Source organism: Streptomyces sp. NPDC002787, from assembly GCF_053592095.1.
Map to the genome: position 1 here is coordinate 17,556 of NZ_JBSFVC010000057.1, position 15,728 is coordinate 33,283.

Annotated in this window: 10 protein-coding genes and 2 pseudogenes; 5 read left to right on the top strand and 7 right to left on the bottom strand. The window is 69.5% G+C overall.

Annotated elements, in window-relative coordinates; genetic code table 11:
* Positions 1-240: 240 nt before the first annotated feature.
* The 4 genes from ACWD26_RS41930 (at position 241) to ACWD26_RS41945 (ending at position 5,576) form a co-directional block, all read left to right on the top strand.
* Complete coding sequence (locus tag ACWD26_RS41930; RefSeq protein WP_451278676.1) at positions 241-888, top strand: (2Fe-2S)-binding protein; 648 nt, start codon at positions 241-243, stop codon at positions 886-888.
* Positions 889-901: 13 nt separating this feature from the next.
* Positions 902-1,882 carry an FAD binding domain-containing protein gene (locus ACWD26_RS41935; RefSeq protein WP_451278678.1) on the top strand — a complete coding sequence of 327 codons (981 nt, stop codon included), beginning with the start codon at positions 902-904 and terminating at the stop codon, positions 1,880-1,882.
* Complete coding sequence (locus tag ACWD26_RS41940; RefSeq protein WP_451278680.1) at positions 1,879-4,074, top strand: xanthine dehydrogenase family protein molybdopterin-binding subunit; 2,196 nt, start codon at positions 1,879-1,881, stop codon at positions 4,072-4,074. Before ACWD26_RS41935 ends, ACWD26_RS41940 begins: the two co-directional genes overlap by 4 nt.
* A 200-nt stretch (positions 4,075-4,274) precedes the next feature.
* A complete protein-coding gene (locus ACWD26_RS41945) occupies positions 4,275-5,576 on the top strand; it encodes an XdhC family protein (RefSeq protein WP_451278682.1) in 1,302 nt (433 codons plus the stop codon).
* 130 nt (positions 5,577-5,706) lie between these two features.
* Here the strand turns inward: ACWD26_RS41945 and ACWD26_RS41950 are convergent.
* Positions 5,707-6,024 (bottom strand): annotated as a pseudogene (locus ACWD26_RS41950) (transposase); the annotation flags it as partial.
* Between the two features lie 370 nt (positions 6,025-6,394).
* Between ACWD26_RS41950 and ACWD26_RS41955 the strand changes: the two are divergent.
* Positions 6,395-6,781: a hypothetical protein gene (locus tag ACWD26_RS41955; RefSeq protein ID WP_451278684.1), complete on the top strand. Its 387-nt coding sequence runs from the start codon at positions 6,395-6,397 to the stop codon at positions 6,779-6,781.
* A gap of 394 nt (positions 6,782-7,175) precedes the next feature.
* On the opposite strand, the pseudogene ACWD26_RS41960 reads toward ACWD26_RS41955, so the two are convergent.
* From ACWD26_RS41960 to ACWD26_RS41985, 6 genes and pseudogenes are all read right to left on the bottom strand, one after another.
* Positions 7,176-7,758 (bottom strand): annotated as a pseudogene (locus tag ACWD26_RS41960) (transposase); the annotation flags it as partial.
* 300 nt (positions 7,759-8,058) lie between these two features.
* Entirely contained in the window at positions 8,059-9,081 is a 1,023-nt protein-coding gene (locus tag ACWD26_RS41965) for an aminotransferase class I/II-fold pyridoxal phosphate-dependent enzyme (protein ID WP_451278685.1), read from the bottom strand.
* Positions 9,078-10,448 (bottom strand): radical SAM protein, encoded by a 1,371-nt coding sequence (locus tag ACWD26_RS41970; RefSeq protein ID WP_451278687.1) that lies wholly within the window; start codon positions 10,446-10,448, stop codon positions 9,078-9,080. Before ACWD26_RS41970 ends, ACWD26_RS41965 begins: the two co-directional genes overlap by 4 nt.
* A 559-nt stretch (positions 10,449-11,007) precedes the next feature.
* Entirely contained in the window at positions 11,008-12,423 is a 1,416-nt protein-coding gene (locus tag ACWD26_RS41975; RefSeq protein WP_451278689.1) for an ATP-binding protein, read from the bottom strand.
* Entirely contained in the window at positions 12,420-13,139 is a 720-nt protein-coding gene (locus ACWD26_RS41980; protein ID WP_451278691.1) for a response regulator transcription factor, read from the bottom strand. The genes ACWD26_RS41975 and ACWD26_RS41980 overlap by 4 nt, the downstream gene beginning before the upstream one ends.
* 103 nt (positions 13,140-13,242) lie before the next feature.
* Positions 13,243-15,495, bottom strand: coding sequence for an MMPL family transporter (locus ACWD26_RS41985; protein WP_451278693.1), 2,253 nt, complete (start codon positions 15,493-15,495; stop codon positions 13,243-13,245).
* Between the last annotated feature and the right edge of the window lie 233 nt (positions 15,496-15,728).

Sequence of the window (15,728 nt, forward strand, 5' to 3'; positions counted from 1 at the left end):
CCACAGGATGGCCACAGGAAGGTAAGGTGCGTTCCCTCGTCACGCTCGTGCTGTGACACGTGAGTCTTATGGGGGGAGGATTTTCTCCCTGTTTCGCGCACGATGATGGTGGCACGCTTCCGCGTAACCGCACGCGCCGTCGAGGCGCCCGGTTTGTAGAGGTCTCGCGGGATGGAAATCCCGCTTCTCGCCGTACCGCCGTGTGCGGCAGACACCCGACCGTGATGCGAAGGCGTAGGCATGTCCACTGAACTCCCTGAATCTGTTCCACCCTCCACCGGATCCAGCGAGCCCCATTCGGCACCCACTCGGCGGACCTTCATCGCCACGACCACCGTGGCCGGTGGTGTCGTGGTCGCGGGCGGAGCCATCGGAGGGGCCCTTCTCGGCGGTACGGAGGAGGCGGCCGGTGCCGAGGCGGCGCCGTCGAGCCGGGTGTCCCTGACGGTGAACGGCACCCGGCGGACGGTGACGGTGGACAACCGCACCTCGCTGCTGGACCTGTTGCGCGAGCACTTCGACCTCACCGGCGCCAAGAAGGGCTGCAACGCCGGGGCCTGCGGGGCGTGCACGGTTCTGGTCGACGGGCAGCGGCACAACGCCTGCCTGACCCTCGCCGTGCGTCTGGAAGGCGCCGAGGTCACCACGATCGAGGGCTTGGACGACGGCGACCGGCTGCACCCGTTGCAGCAGGCGTTCATCGACGAGGACGCCTTCCAGTGCGGCTATTGCACACCGGGGCAGATCATGTCCGGCGTCGGCTGCATTGAGGAGGGGCACACCGGCTCGCCGGAGGAGATCCGGGAGTGGATGAGCGGCAACATCTGCCGCTGCGGCTGTTACGTGAAGATCGTGCGGGCGGTCGAGCAGACCGCCGGCCGGAAGTAGAGGAGCGGCCGTCATGTTTCCTTTCTCCTACACCCGCGCCTCCGACACACGCGAGGCCCTCGACGCCGGTCGCCGAGGCGGCCGTTACATCGCCGGGGGCACCACCCTCGTCGACCTGATGCGCGAGACCGTGGAGCGTCCCGAGACCCTGGTCGACATCAGCGGCCTGCCGCTGCGCGAGGTCAGAGCCACCGAGCGGGGCGGACTGCGGATCGGCGCGCTGGTCACGATGGCCGAAGCCGCCGCTCACCCCAAGGTGCGCACCCTGTACCCCGTCATCTCCGAGTCACTGGAACTGAGCGCCTCCGCCCAGCTGCGGAACATGGCGACCATCGGCGGCAACATCATGCAGCGCACCCGCTGCACGTACTTCCGTGACGCGACCGCCGCCTGCAACAAGCGGAATCCCGGCTCGGGTTGTGCCGCCCTGAAGGGCCACAACCGCACCCACGCGATCCTCGGCACGTCCGACGCCTGCGTGGCCACACACCCCTCCGACGTCGCCGTTGCGTTCTCCGCTCTGGAGGCGACCATGCACCTGCTCGGCCCGGACGGGGAGCGCCGTGTCCGCTTCGCCGACTTCCTGCTGCGGCCCGGCCGGACCCCCGACCGTGACCAGGCCATCCGGCAAGGTGAGTTGATCACGGCGGTCGAGATCCCCGCGCTCCCGCGTCCGCTGAGGTCGGGCTACCTGAAGGTGCGTGACCGGCAGTCCTACGAGTTCGCCCTGACCTCGGCGGCCGTCGCGCTGCACGTGCGGGGAGGTGTGATCCGGGAGGCGAAGGTCGCCGCCGGGGGAGTAGGCACCGTTCCCTGGAAACTGCCCGCCGTGGAACGGCGCTTGATCGGTGGACGCCCCTCGGCAGCCCTGTGGGCGGCGGCCGCGGAGAAGGCGGCCGACGGGGCACGGCCCTTGCGATACAACCGGTTCAAGCCCGAGTTGCTCCAGAGGACGGTCGAGCGTCAGCTGCGCGTCGTGGGAGGTACGAAGTGAGTCCCCAGCCCCAAGCCGCCGTAGGCGCCTCACTCTCCCGGGTGGACGGACGGCTCAAGGCCACCGGTCAGGCCCTGTACGCCGCCGAACACGACGTCGACGGTGTCCTGCACGCGGTCATCGTCGACAGCAGCGTCGGCCTCGGCCGTATCACGTCCGTCGAGACGGACGCCGCGCTGGCCCACCCCGGTGTGCTGCGGGTGATCAGTCACGACAACGCGCCGAAGCTGCCGTACCTCGACAACCCCGGGTCGAACAACCCGCAGGGTCGGCGGCTGCGGGTCTTCCAGGACGACAAGGTCCTCTTCCACGGTCAGCCGGTCGCCGTTGTGATCGCCACCACCCTGGAGGCCGCGCAGCACGGCGCGAGCCTGGTCGCGGTCCGCTACGACGCGAAAAGGCCCTCGACCGACATGGCCGAGGCGAAGCCGGACGAGCCGACCAAGTACGCGCGCGGTGACGCCGCCGCCGGGCTGCGCGACGCGGCGGTGCGCATGGACCTCGACTACCGCATGGCGCGCAACCACCAGAACCCGATGGAGCCGCACGCCACCATCGCCCGCTGGAAGGGCGACAAGCTGACCGTGTGGGACAAGACCCAGTGGGTGGTGGGCACCCAGACCGAACTCTCCACGGTGTTCGACCTGCCCATGAAATCGGTGCGGGTCATCTCGCCGTTCGTCGGGGGCGGCTTCGGCAGCGGGCTGCGCTGCTGGCCGCACACGGTGGTCGCCGCACTCGCCGCCCGCGAGATGAAACGTCCCGTCAAGGTAGTCCTGACCCGCCGGCAGATGTACTTCGGCACAGGCTTCCGGCCCTCCTACGACTACCGCCTGCGCCTCGGCAGCGACCGGCGGGGCCGGCTGACCGCCATGGTGCACGAGATGGACGCGGAGACCTCGTCGTACGAGAAGTTCGAAGAGGCCATCATGCTCGCCGGCCAGATGTTCTACAGCACCCCCAACGTCAGCCAGGCGTACCGGAAGGTGCCGCTGGACGTGAACACCCCGCTGTATATGCGGGGCCCCGGCTTCGCGAACGCGTCCTTCGCCATCGAGTCGGCCATGGACGAGCTCGCGAACCGGCTCGGTGTCGACCCGGTCGAGCTGCGGCTGCGCAACGAGCCGGCCGAGGGCGAGTCGAACGGCCTGCCCTGGTCCACCCGCAAGCTGCGCGAGTGCTACACCGTGGGCGCCCGGGAGTTCGGCTGGGACCGGCGCAACCCCAAGCCCCGCTCGACGCGTGACCGGGACTGGCTGATCGGCCTGGGCATGGCAGCGGCCGTGTACGACCCGGTGCGTTTCCCCGCGCAGGCCCGGGTCCGCCTGGACGCCGAGGGCACCGCGGTGGCCGAGGCGGCCACCATCGACATGGGCCCGGGGACCTACACCTCCCAGACCCAGGTCGCCGCCGACGCGCTCGGGCTGACCATGCGCACGGTGACCTTCCGGCTCGGCGACTCCCTCTACCCGCCGACCCCGCCGCACGGCGGCTCGATGACCATGACGGTCGTCGGCTCCGCCGTCCTCGACGCCTGCAACAAGGTTCGTGGCCAGGCGATCAAGCTGGCCGTCGAGGACGAGGAGTCGCCGCTGTACGGCGTCAAGGCCGAGGACGTCGTCGTGCGCGGCGGCCGGCTGCACGTACACGGCGGTCCCACCCGCGGCGAGACCTACAAGCGGCTGCTGACCCGCAACAGGCTCACCCACCTCGAAGCCGTCGGCGCGTACGCAGGCGCACCGGAGCCCGAGCGGCACTCGTACTTCTCCTACGGCGCGGTCTTCACCGAGGTGGGCGTCGACGCCACCCTCGGCCTGGTCCGGGTGCGGCGGATGCTCGGTGTGTACGACGTGGGCCGCATCGTCAGCCCCAAGCTGGCCGACAGCCAGGCGCTGGGCGGCATGGTGGGCGGCATCGGCCAGGCACTGCTGGAGCACACGGTCACCGACCACCGCGACGGCCGGATCGTCAACGCGAACCTCGCCGACTACCTCGTCCCGGTCAACGCCGACATCCCCGACCTGAAGGCCATCTACCTGGAGGGCGAGGACCCGCAGGCCAATGCCCTCGGCGTCAAGGGGATCGGGGAGATCGTCCAGGTCGGAGTGGCGGCGGCCATCGCCAACGCGGTCTTCAACGCCACCGGCCGCCGCATCCGCGAACTGCCCATCACCGCCGAGGCGTTGATCTGAGCCGGGGTGCCCTGGGCCACCGAGGAGAAGCCCAGTGCCCAGGGCACTCCATGCCCGTCCGGCTGGGGCCCCCACGCCCTTAAGGCAGTGGGGGACGGTCCCCCGTCCGGCTGCCGGACCTCCCAGGGCCGCCGCCGCGTTCCCGCCCCGCCCGGTAGAGCGCGCCGACGGCCCTTCCCCACACCCACGGAGACAGGCCCATGTTCAACATCGCGGACACACTGCACCGCTGGTGCCGCGAACCACGCCCCTTCGCCCTTGCCGCCGTCGTGGACGTCCACGGAAGCGCACCCCTTCCCACCGGCACGTCGGTCGCGGTGGACATGGACGGCAACGCGGTCGGCAGCATCTCCGGCGGCTGCGTGGAGGGCGCCGTCTACGAGCTGTGCCGGCAGGTACTAGAGGACGGGGGCGTGCCGCAGCGCGCCTGGTTCGGCTACTCCGACGACGACGCCTTCGCCGTCGGACTGACCTGCGGCGGCGAACTCGACGTCCTGGTCCAGCGCATCGACCCCACAGCGCAGCCCCACCTGGCTGCCGCGTTCGACGAGGTACGCCGGGGCAGGCCCACGGCTGTGGCACAGGTCGTCGACGGTCCCGAGGAACTCGTCGGCCGCACGTCGTGTGTCCTCGGCGACGTCGATGCGGCCCACGGAACCCTGGACGACGGCGAGGTGGACCGGACGGTGACGGCACAAGCCGCTGCCCTTCTGCGAGCGGGACGCACCGCCCGCGTCGAGGTCGGCGGTGACGCGGACACCTGTCCCGAGAAGCTGTCCGTCCTCGTTCACGTCCACGCGTCCCGGCCGCGCATGCTGATCTTCGGTGCCGTCGACTTCGCCGCCGCCCTCAGCCGGATCGGACACCTCCTGGGTTACCGGGTCACCGTGTGCGACGCGCGACCGGTCTTCGCCACCGCGGCCCGGTTCCCGGAGGCGGACGAGGTCGTGGTCGACTGGCCCCACCGGTACCTGGAACGCACGGAGGCCGACGCCCGCACCGCGATCTGCGTCCTTACCCACGACGCCAAGTTCGACATCCCCCTGCTGCGCCTGGCCCTCGACCTGCCCGTCGGCTACGTCGGCGCGATGGGATCCCGGCGCACCCACGAAGAACGGCTGCGCCGCCTGCGCGAGGCCGGTGTACCCGAGGCCCGACTGGCCCGGCTGCGCTCACCGATCGGGCTCGACCTCGGCGCCCGCACACCCGAGGAGACAGCCGTCTCGATCACCGCGGAGATCATCTCCCACGCCAACCACGCCACCGGCCTGCCCCTGTCCGGACGGCACGGGACCGATTCATGGACCGCTCGTCCGACGCCAGGCCGACGGTCGGAGCCGCCCCTACGGTGCCGCACGCGTCAGCGTGGGCCGCTGAGGCCAACCGGTCGACCTGCGCACGGCGGCCGATCCGCTCCTCGGTCAGGGGCCCCGTCCCGCCAGGGCACGCTGAAGTCTCCGAACCCCCGCAGTCGGCTCCGGCAGCGCTCGACTTGCATGTGACGCCGGCGTCAGGTTCTCGCGTGGTGCAACGGACAGATGGAGTAACTCATGCGCGCAGCCGCTCACCGTTGGCTCGGCGGTTCGGATGTGGTCCAGGTCGCCGAGGTCGACAGGCCTGTTCCGGGCTCGACGCCTGTTCGGTCCGGCGGCGGCGTTCGAGGAGCCGGTGCGGGAAGTAACCGCCCCTCCTGGGCTTCGCCGATGGCCAGTTCGACGGTGCCGGCCCTCGTGTCCCCCTCCCGCGGGCGATAGCCGTTGCGGTGGTTGACTCGCTCGTCGCTGACCTGCTCGCAGTCGGCGTTGCAAGAGGGCATAAGCCGCCACGGAAATGCCGTGCGTCGGCGAACGTCTTGACCATCGCGCGCAGCAGATCGGGACTCGCCGCCGCGAGGTTGTCTTCCGCGAGGGCGTACAGGGGCTCACTGCCGGGTGCGGTCGTCGTGCTGATCTCCTTCGAGGCTTCGACACTTCGAAGATCAGCCGGTGGCTGTTCACCTGTGCGGGCACCATCCCGATGCCGGAGCAAACCCCCGGAGCAGGCCGAACCCGTACGCCGTTCCCGTGGACGCAACCCACGCAAGTACGTGTGGACGGGCCTTGAGTGAGTGTCAGGTCCATCATGCCTGTTCGGAGGCGGTTCTCGGTAGGACGCAGCGCACGTCCGTTTGTTCTTGTGGCGGTTGCTGCCGCGCGCCAGACTCGTCGTCATCCACTCTCCGGCCAACGTGTCGGCAGCCGTTCTCGGCTGTCGGCGCGGTCGCCGTGCTGTCTCACCGTGTGACGTGCATGGGCCGGGGGTGGCGTGACGAAGGGGATCGATGGATCAGGACATGGTCGTGCTGGCGAGGGTCAGGCTGCTGAGTGCCAACCGGCGGGTGGTGCGTGGTGCCGAGGGGCTGTGGATCTACCGCCTTCTGACACAGGTCGAGCCGGAGACGTACGGGTCGAAGCTGGCGTACGTCCTGGTGGAGGCAAGCGCGTCGCCCCTGGTGCGGGACTTGCCTGAGCGACGGTTGGCCCTGTTGGACGAAGCCGTGGAGGTGGCGAAGGCCCTCGGTACGTCGAACCCCTACCGGGCGAAGATGCTGGCGAGGGCGCTTGCTGCCAGGGAGCGGGAACTGCAGGGACGCCCGGCGGAGCCGCTTGCGTCCGAGGGGCGGGAGCATCGTGCGGCCTTTCAGGAAGAGCCGCAACAACGCGCATGACCGTGTGGGTGTCGGGCGCCGACTCCCCAGACGGTGAAGAAGGGGAGGGGGCCGCTGGGCTGTCTGAATGGAGCGGTGCCTGATTCCCCGGATGTACAGCTGGCGGCGTGTGGTTTCTACCGTGGCAGGAGCCACACGCTCGCGATGCCTGGCGCTGGATCTCAGCTCCCGTTCCGAAGCGCGCCTGCCGCCGTCGCAGTTGTGGGCGGCGGCCGGGCGTGCCGTGGTGCGCCCGTTCTCACTGCCGCGTCGGTGGCCGAAGCTCAGGAGTCTTCACCGGCGAAGCCGGATGAACTGGCGGACAGGACCGAGCCAGGCAGCCTGATGGCCACCGGTGAGGCAGTCGACTTGTTGCCAGTGGACGACTGCGAGGTATTAGGTGTCGCGGACTTCAGTAGGCGCAGTCGGCGACCACCACCCGGCAGCCGAAGCCCGCCCCCTTGTCCGCGGCCGCGAGGGCTGCAACCAGCTGCGGTTTCGTACGGAAGGCCGGATCCGGTTCGGCCGGGCCGCGGGCGAAGTGGTGGGCGGGGTGTGGGGAGTCGCGTGCAGTGGGTGGTACACGCGGCTGCGGTCCCACCGTGGTCACCGTGACGATGCCGTTGTCCGTCTTGTGCCTTACCGACCCAAGACTGCCGACCCACGTGCGCGGTCGCCGTGCCGTCCTTGCGGTCCCCGGAACCGCCGATCACGATGACCCCGCCACCCCGCCACCCCGCCACCCCGCCGTCGTGCGGAGCCGCCGCCGGCTCCTCGCGCCGCAGCTCAAGCCGCCGGTCGTTGACCCGCTCGGCCTCCCCAGGGGGACTCGAAGAGGAAGAACCGCAGCCGCTGCACCCTCGGCAGTCCCGCCCCTGCCACCGGTTCGGGGCCCCTGCTGGGCAGGTGATCGTCTCGTTCCTCTAGAGGCCGTCGAACCGGGCCGTGTACTTCTCCAACGGTCCCGGCGCGGGCGGACACAGACGGCGAGCGGTCATCTTCAGCCGTCGGCAAGGCAGTTGGCTGCTCCTACGACCGGTCTACGACCAACCCGACCTGTCGTCACCCCCTCGGCCCGCTGACGGGCGCGAGCAAGCACCGAGGGGCATGATGTCAAGCTCGGTGGCATCTACGCCCGCCGCGCGATCGGCAGGGTGATGCGCCCGGTTCCGCAGGCCACCTCCAGGACCGGACCGCCCGCTTGGACCGCTTGGCCGAGGAAGAAGTGGGATGGCGTGGCTGCGCGCGGTGAACTCTTGATCGTAGAAGTGCGCGTCGTCGTGTACGGCCAGGTGGCTTCAGCGGTGTCGTGTCCCCGCCGGCGTGGGGGCGAAAGCGTCAGCAAGGCTGGTCAGGATGGAGCCGGACCAGCTGCTCTCCCCGAACACGCTGACCGGCGTGGCGAGCACGCCGCACTCGCGCTGGAGCGTCTCCGCCGGGATTTCAACGGGGAAGAAGTAGTTGCCCGGACAAGTCCGGCTCGCCGTGGGAATCGCGGCGAGCACTTCGTCCGGCAACCGTTCGAACAGCCGCTCAGCCCGTGCGGTCAGTTCATCGACGACCTGCCGGGGCACGTCGCTGTGCTCGGTCAGCAGACGGCCGGCGAGCCTCAGCTGTGCCGCAGTCGGCGGATCCGCTCGGAACGCTTCGGCCAATTCGGCGTGCGCCGGACCCAGCAGGACCACGCCGAACGTGCGTGGCCACAGCCATCCCTTGGTGACCGAATGCAGCAGGACCGCACAACCGGTGTCCAGCAGTCGCCGTGTGCCGGCAGCGAACGGGGCTCCCAGGTCGTAGACGCTGTCGATCAGCAGGCGGCGGCGTGGTGATTCCCGCAACCACGAAATAACCTCGGCGCACTCGGCATCGGACAGGTAGCGGCCGAGAGGCTTGCTGGGGTTGGCGAGCAGCAGGTATTCGGGCCGTTGGTCGGCCGGCGACGTCGGCAGGGCAGGCGCCGGCAGCGTCGGGTAGGACGTGGGTTCGAGACCGGCAGCGCGGGCCAGCTCGAAGTAGACCGGGTAGACGTCGCTGGGCAGCCACAACCGCGCTTGCACGGTGCGCAGCCGGTGGAACACCACACCGAGTCCATGTCGGACCCCTCGACAGACCATGGCGTGGCCGGACCACTCTTCCGGCAGCTCGAATCGCCGCAGCCAGGCACGGGTGAGATCGCACCGGTGCACCGTACTCATGTCGGTCGGCGGTTGCGGTCGCATCGGAGCAAGCGCCCGGTACACGTTGGTCTCGGCGGCGTCCAGAAGCGACGAGGAAGCACTGAGTTGCCGCTGCCGGAATTCCAGGAACTCCTCGAACCTCATGCCGATGCGCCTTCCGGCACGATCTCGCTGGCCCGGTCCTCCAGGGAGGCGTAGCAGCGTCCGTCGGCCATGACGTTCCAGCTGCGTGCGATCCCGTGGGTGCGTTCCCAGAGCAGGCTGGGCTCGGTGTAGGCGGCGATCCGCATCGGCCGTCCGTCCCAGCTGCCGTGGTAGACCGGCGCGCCCCAGGGCAGGCGGCTCGCCAGTGCGAAGCCGTGCTGCTCGGTGAACCGGGTGACGACGGACAGCGAAACCTGGTGCTCTCGGCTCCAGAGGTTGGCCGCGCGGTCGAAGTAGAGCGACTCGGTGCTGGTGGATACGTAAAGCTCTTTGAAGCAGACTTCCTCGACACCGAGAGCCGCGGCCCACGAAAGGTAGTCGGCGACCTCGGCCGCGTCGGCGACGCCGCCGTGCTGGAGCACGCAGATCAGCCTCATCCGCAGCCCCGGCCAGCGGTCACGTTCCACGCGCCAGGTGTCGATGACAGAGCTCACCGGCGTGCGCAGCATCATCAGCCGCTCGTTGACGGCGTCGTCGTGATGGTGCCGCGAGACGGCGAGCACGCTCAGGCCTGCGGCGCTCAGGGCTGCGAGGCGGCCGGCCCGGTCGGCGTGCCGGCCTTTCGCCAGGGTGTGCGCGTTGGTGATCAGGACGACCTTCGGGAAGGCCGCCGAGCAGGCGGACACCAGTCGCACCTGCTGTTCGAACGGTATGAGCGTGGGCTCCCCGCCGCCGGTGATCACCGCACGCTCGGCACCTGCCGCACGGGCGCGCTCCAGCCAGTGGGCGACCGCGCCCCACGGGACCCGTGCCGGCGCCTGGTCGCTGGAGATCGAAGCCGAGGAGAAGCAGAACGAACACCGGGCCTGGCAGGCGGAGGCGACCGGCAGAAGCGACACCGAGCGCGGTCGCGAGTCGGCATAGCGACGCTGGGCCGATCCGTGCAGGTGCAGGGAGGCCGCCATCGCATCCTCGACGGTTGTCGCGCGCAGAGTGAACTCGTCGCCTCCCAGGTCGAGTTCGTGGACTGCTGACAACCGGATGCGAGCCTCGTGCAGTTCCATGCCGAGGCCGGTCGACACGTTGGGCACCAGCTTGTCGGGGTCCACCATGGTCTCCAGCACCAGCAGCCGGTCCCCAGGAATGGCCAGACGGTCCAGCAGGCGTCGCGCCTTGCCGATGCCGATTCCCAACTCCGCACGGGTCAGCAGGTGGAACCGGTCGGGATAGGTACTCTCCGGAATCCCCGCCTTACCGTAAGCGTTCGCGTACTTGTCGAAGCCCTTCGCGAAGTTCGACAGCACGATGACGTGGAAGCGCTGGTCGCCATGGTTCATCCCGTCATCATGCATGAACGGGCCCCGCACGACATGGGCCGAACTGCAGCATCGGTGCGCTGAGCGCAGGGGACAAGGTCACAGGCACGGCATTGATCCCGGCCATGCGACGCTACTGCGCTGCGCGGTGTGGCGGTGCGCCGACTGCTCGCTCTGCGGGTGCGGGGCGAGCTGACAACCGGCCATGGCCGGGTGGCAGCGGATGCGCTGAGGGTGTCGGAGCGCACCGTGTGGCGGTGGTTGGCCGAATCAGGCCGCGACGAACGGGCGCGGACGAGCCCGGGGCCCGGGGCCCGGGGCTCAGACTTTGCGGCGCCACCTCAGCCCCATCGAGTTCGAAGAGAAGCACTACGCCGACCAGGCAACGGTCGAACGAACGAACCTGAAATCCCGTCAACCCGCACTGACTAGCTGACGAGGTCGGCAGCTGCCCGAACTCGGTGACAAACGGTGTCGCACGTCAGTTACGAAGCCAGTGCCGCGACGGACGGTGGACGATTCCCGATCAGTGTCCGTGTGTCATGCACGACATCCTCCGGATATCGGTAGGACCCGGGGTCGGTGTGGTGGAGAGACCGTGCGTGAGCCGTCAGGGGCGATGGCCTCGCGGGATCCGGATGGTCACTGTGGTTCCGACGCCCACGTCCGAGTACACGGCCACGTGTCCGTGGTGGGCGTGGACGATGGCCTCCACGATGGCCAGGCCGAGACCTGAACCGCCATAGGCACGGCTGCGGCTCGCCTCCGCGCGCCAGAACCGCTCGAAGACGCGGGGCACGTCTTCAGGAGAGATTCCAGGGCCGTTGTCGATGACACTCAGCTGCACGGTCTCGTGGCTGAGGGTGACCTCGACGCGCACGCAGGTCTGCGCCGGAGTGTGCTGGACGGCGTTGCCGACGAGATTGCGCAGGACCTGCTGCAGACGGGCGGCATCCCCGATGACGGGAGCGGGCAGTGCGGGTGCCATGGCGATGTCCCGTTGGGGGTAAATGATCTGCGCGTCCTCGACAACGCCGGCGGCCAGAACGGTGAGATCGACATCGTCCTTCTCGACGGGGCGTCCGGCGTCCAGGCGGGCGAGCAGCGAGAGATCCTCAACGAGCAGGCGCATCCGCCCCACTTCGTTCTCGATGTGCTCGAGTGCGGTCTCCAGGCCTGCACCGGAAAGGCCGCCTTGGCGGTGCAGGTCCAGCCATCCGGAGATGGTGGACAGGGGGGTGCGCAGTTCGTGGGAGGTGTCGGCGGCCAGCGAGCGGACGGTCGCCTCCGCGCGGGCCTGGGCGTCGAACGCCCGGTTGACCGCCTTGGCCAGCAGGTCGGCTTCGCTGCCGTTGCGATGGGTGGGCAGCCGCTCGGTCAGGGAGCCGGCGGCGATGGCGTCGGCGCTGCGGGCCATGCGGGCGAGCGGGCGCATGCCGAGGCGCAGAACGATGCCGGACAGCCCCAGGAGCACCAGTAACGCGCTGCCGATGAGGGCAAGTTGCCGTCCGATGAGCGCGTCGGTGGTGGCGTCGTCGACGGAGGTGTCGATGGCGAGGATGACGGTCGCCGGTGCCACGGTGCCTTCGGCGGGCCCGCGGTCGATGATCAGGCCCGGACTGGGGATGCGTACGGCGCTGAGGTCGCCACCCTCCAGGACGACGACGCTTCCCGTCGGTGCCGTCGCACTGAGTGCGGCCAGTTCGTCGGCGGCCCGGGACGCGGAGCCGGTGCTCAGCAGGACCTTGTCGTCCTCGTCGACGGCCACCGTGCCCAGGGGCGAGCCGAGGAGGGCGCCGATCTGGTCGGCGTTGGCGGTCTGCGGTCCCTGGCCGATGACCCGCGTCAGGCGCTCGGCGTTGGCTTTGAGGGTGTCCTGGTTGCGCTTGTCCAGGAAGTCCTCCAGGAGAAGGGCGCTGATGACGGCGCTGGTGACCAGGCCGACGACCAGGAGGAGGGCCAGCCCGGCGAGCAGGCGCAGGCGGACGCTGGAGGAGGCCCAGGGAAGACGGCCGCGGAGTGTCACGAGTCGTCCTGCTCTCGGAGGGTGTAGCCGACGCCGCGGACCGTGCGCAGCAGCGGCGTTCGGCCGTGGTCGATCTTGCGCCGGAGGTTGGAGATGAAACGCTCGACGACCACGGAGTCCCCGCCGAAGTTGTACTGCCACACGGCCTCGAGGATCTGGGCGCGGGAGAGGACCTGCCCCTGGTGACTCAGCAGGTAGTGCAGCAGACGGTACTCGGTGGGAGAGAGCTCGATGAGCCGGCCGGCACGGCGGACTTCGTGGCGGAGGTCGTCGAGCGTGAGGTCGCCACACCGCAGAGGTGTTTCCTCGGCGACAGGGGTTCCGCTGCGGGCACGGCGCAACAGGGCCTGCAGGCGGGCGCCGACCTCCACGACGCTGAAGGGTTTGGTGACGTAGTCGTCGCCGCCCAAGCGCAGTCCCCGTACCCGGTCTTCGACGGCGTCGCGGGCGGTGAGGAAAAGCACGGGTACGTCGATGGCGCGGGCGCGCAGCAGTTGGAGGATCTCGAAGCCGTCCGCGCCGGGGAGCATCACGTCGAGGACGATGACGTCCGGGGGGCGGCGGGCGACCTGGTCGAGGGCTTCGCTCAGGTCGCCCGCCACGTCGACGTCGAATCCGGCGAACTCCAGCGCCGAGATCAGCAGGCGCCTGATACCGGGATCGTCGTCGATGACGAGGACGCGGTCGGCGCTGCCCGGCGTGTTGACGGCGTTCATGTGTGCTCCTGTTGCCGGCAGCGGCCGCCCGATGTCTGCCGTCGCTGCCGGTGCGGCGGACTCGGTGGGTGTCCCGGGTTCGGCTCTGCTGATCATCGTGTCGTCACAGGCTAACCGGGGTGGTTTCCTTGACGGGGGAGTGCGGGACCGCCGGTCGGGGAGCGTGGAAGTTCCCGCCCTCGACGTCGAGATGGGGCAGTACGCGGTCGAGGCGTCGCGGCAGCCACCAAGCCCGGTCCCCGAGGAGTGCCAGGACCGCCGGCACGAGGGTCATACGGACCAGGAACGCGTCGACCATGACTCCGAAGGCCAGGGCGAAGGCGATCGGCATGATGTCGGCGTCGCGGGAGAACAGGAAACTGACGAACACCGAGATCATGATGAGTGCGGCGGAAGTCACCACACGGGCGGCGTTGCGGGCTCCGTTGAGGATGGCCGTGCGGGCGTTGCCGTGGCGGTTGTAGTCCTCTCGCATGGCGGAGACGAGGAACACCTCGTAGTCCATGGCCAGTCCGAAGAGTACGGACATCACGATGATGGGCACGAAGCTGGCCACCGGTCCCTCGCTGGGCACGCCCAGCGGGCCGGCCAGCCAGCCCCACTGGAACACCGCGACGGTGGCTCCGAAGGCGGCTCCCACGGACAGCAGGAACCCGAAGGTGGCCTTGATCGGAATGGCGATCGACCGGAACGCGATCATCAGCAGGAGCAGGGAGAGGCCGACGACGACGATTACGAAGGGCACGAGTGCGCCGCTGAGCTTGTCGGAGACGTCGATGCTGACCGCGGTCATTCCGGTGACGGCGACATAGCTGCCGCTGGACTGTGCCAGCGGCTGCATCTGGGTACGCAGCCGGGAGACGAGGTCGCTGGTCTCCTTCGAGCGCGGTCCGGTGTCGGGGATGATCTGGATACGTGCCGCCGTCTCGTCCTCGGCCAGGTCGACACCGCTGACATCCGCGATGCCCCGGACCCCTCGCAGCTCCTCCTCGACGGCGGCGGCCGTGGAGCTGACGGTGGCCGGGTCCTTGTCCTCGACGAGCACGACGAGGGGGCCGTTGGCGCCGGGACCGAACGCGTCGCCGATCACGTCGTAGGCCTGGCGGCTGGAGTTGCTGGTGGCGCTGGAACCCTCGTCGGTGAGTGCCAGCTTCAGCTCCATGCCGGGAATGGCCAGGGCGAGGAGCGCGACGGTGCCCAGGACCAGGTTGCGTACGGGGTGGCGCAGGACGCTCTGGGTCCAGCGCACGCCCATACCGGCGGTCCGGCCGTTGTGCGCCGCCTGCCGCATGCCGCGCTTGCGACCGAGGGGCAGGAACCCGCGGCGCCGGGCCACGGACCGGGGTGCCCTGGGTATGAGCCGGTGGCCGGCCATTCCCATCAGCGCGGGCAGCAGGGTCACCGCCGTGATGACGGCGACCGCGACCGCTCCGGCGGACGCCAGACCCATGGAGGTCAGCATCGGCACACCGGCCACGGACAGACCGGAGAGTGCGATGAGCACCGTGGCCCCGGCGAAAATCACGGCGCTGCCGGCCGTGGCGGTGGCCGTGGCGATGGACTCCCGCACCGGTATGCCGGTGCCGAGCTGTGCACGGTGCCGCGAGACGATGAACAGGGCGTAGTCGATGCCGACGGCGAGGCCCAGCATGATCGCCAGCGTGGGCGCGTTGTCGGAGACGTCGAACGCGGTGGCCAGACCCATCATCGCGGCCATCGTGCCCACGATGCCCAGAACCGCGGTGATCAGCGGCAGACCCGCCGCGAGCAGCGACCCGAAGGTGATGACCAGGATGACCAGGGCCACACCCAGTCCGACCAGCTCACCGGGCCCCACCGGCGGATGCGAGGACTCGTAGGGCTCACCGCCGTAGATGGTCCTCAGACCCGCCTGCTGGGCTTCGTTCCCTGCGGCCTTCACCGCGTCCAACGTGCCGGTCGGCACGTCGTCCTCCTCCTTTGTGGTGAAGGTGACCTGAGCCACCGCGGTGCGTCCGTCCTCGGAGACGGTGCCGCTCTCGGACGGGTCACTGACCTCGCTCACCCCGGGCACCCGGACAGTGGCCTCCAGCGTGGCCTCCAGCGGCTCACGCAGATCCGCCTCGGTCACCTTGCGGCCGGCCGGTGCCCGGAACACGATCTGGGCCGACTGGACATCCGGCTCGGGGAAGTGCCGTTCCATCTTGGTCAGGGCCGTCTGGGCCGGTGAGCCAGGGATCGAACTGCTGTCGGTGAAGGAGCCGGCGAACGAAACCCCCAGACCGACCACCGCACCGAGTGCCAGGAGCCACCCGATCACCATCATGGGCCACCGGCGGGCACCCCACGCGCCCAGCCGGTACAAGAGCGTAGCCATCAATGATTCCCTCACTGTTAGGAAGACGACTCGCCACATCCTTCTGAGTGGACTTGACGACTGCCTCACGACGAACTTGAGGGTTTTTTGACGGTTCGGCTCCGGCACGTTCAGGTACGCCGGTTGCCAGGCAGGGGACTACCGAGCTTGAACTCGGGTTGTCGTAGCTGCTGACAGGGCTTGATCCTCGCGGTACGCCGTTTGTTATGAGGTATGCGCAGGGTGGCGGGCTG

Excerpts from the sequence above, each read along its gene's own strand:
- ACWD26_RS41930 (WP_451278676.1), top strand. The coding sequence starts at position 241 with ATGTCCACTGAACTCCCTGAATCTGTTCCACCCTCCACCGGATCCAGC.
- ACWD26_RS41985 (WP_451278693.1), bottom strand. The coding sequence starts at position 15,495 with ATGGCTACGCTCTTGTACCGGCTGGGCGCGTGGGGTGCCCGCCGGTGG.
- ACWD26_RS41945 (WP_451278682.1), top strand. The coding sequence starts at position 4,275 with ATGTTCAACATCGCGGACACACTGCACCGCTGGTGCCGCGAACCACGC.
- ACWD26_RS41935 (WP_451278678.1), top strand. The coding sequence starts at position 902 with ATGTTTCCTTTCTCCTACACCCGCGCCTCCGACACACGCGAGGCCCTC.
- ACWD26_RS41980 (WP_451278691.1), bottom strand. The coding sequence starts at position 13,139 with ATGAACGCCGTCAACACGCCGGGCAGCGCCGACCGCGTCCTCGTCATC.
- ACWD26_RS41965 (WP_451278685.1), bottom strand. The coding sequence starts at position 9,081 with ATGAGGTTCGAGGAGTTCCTGGAATTCCGGCAGCGGCAACTCAGTGCT.
- ACWD26_RS41955 (WP_451278684.1), top strand. The coding sequence starts at position 6,395 with ATGGATCAGGACATGGTCGTGCTGGCGAGGGTCAGGCTGCTGAGTGCC.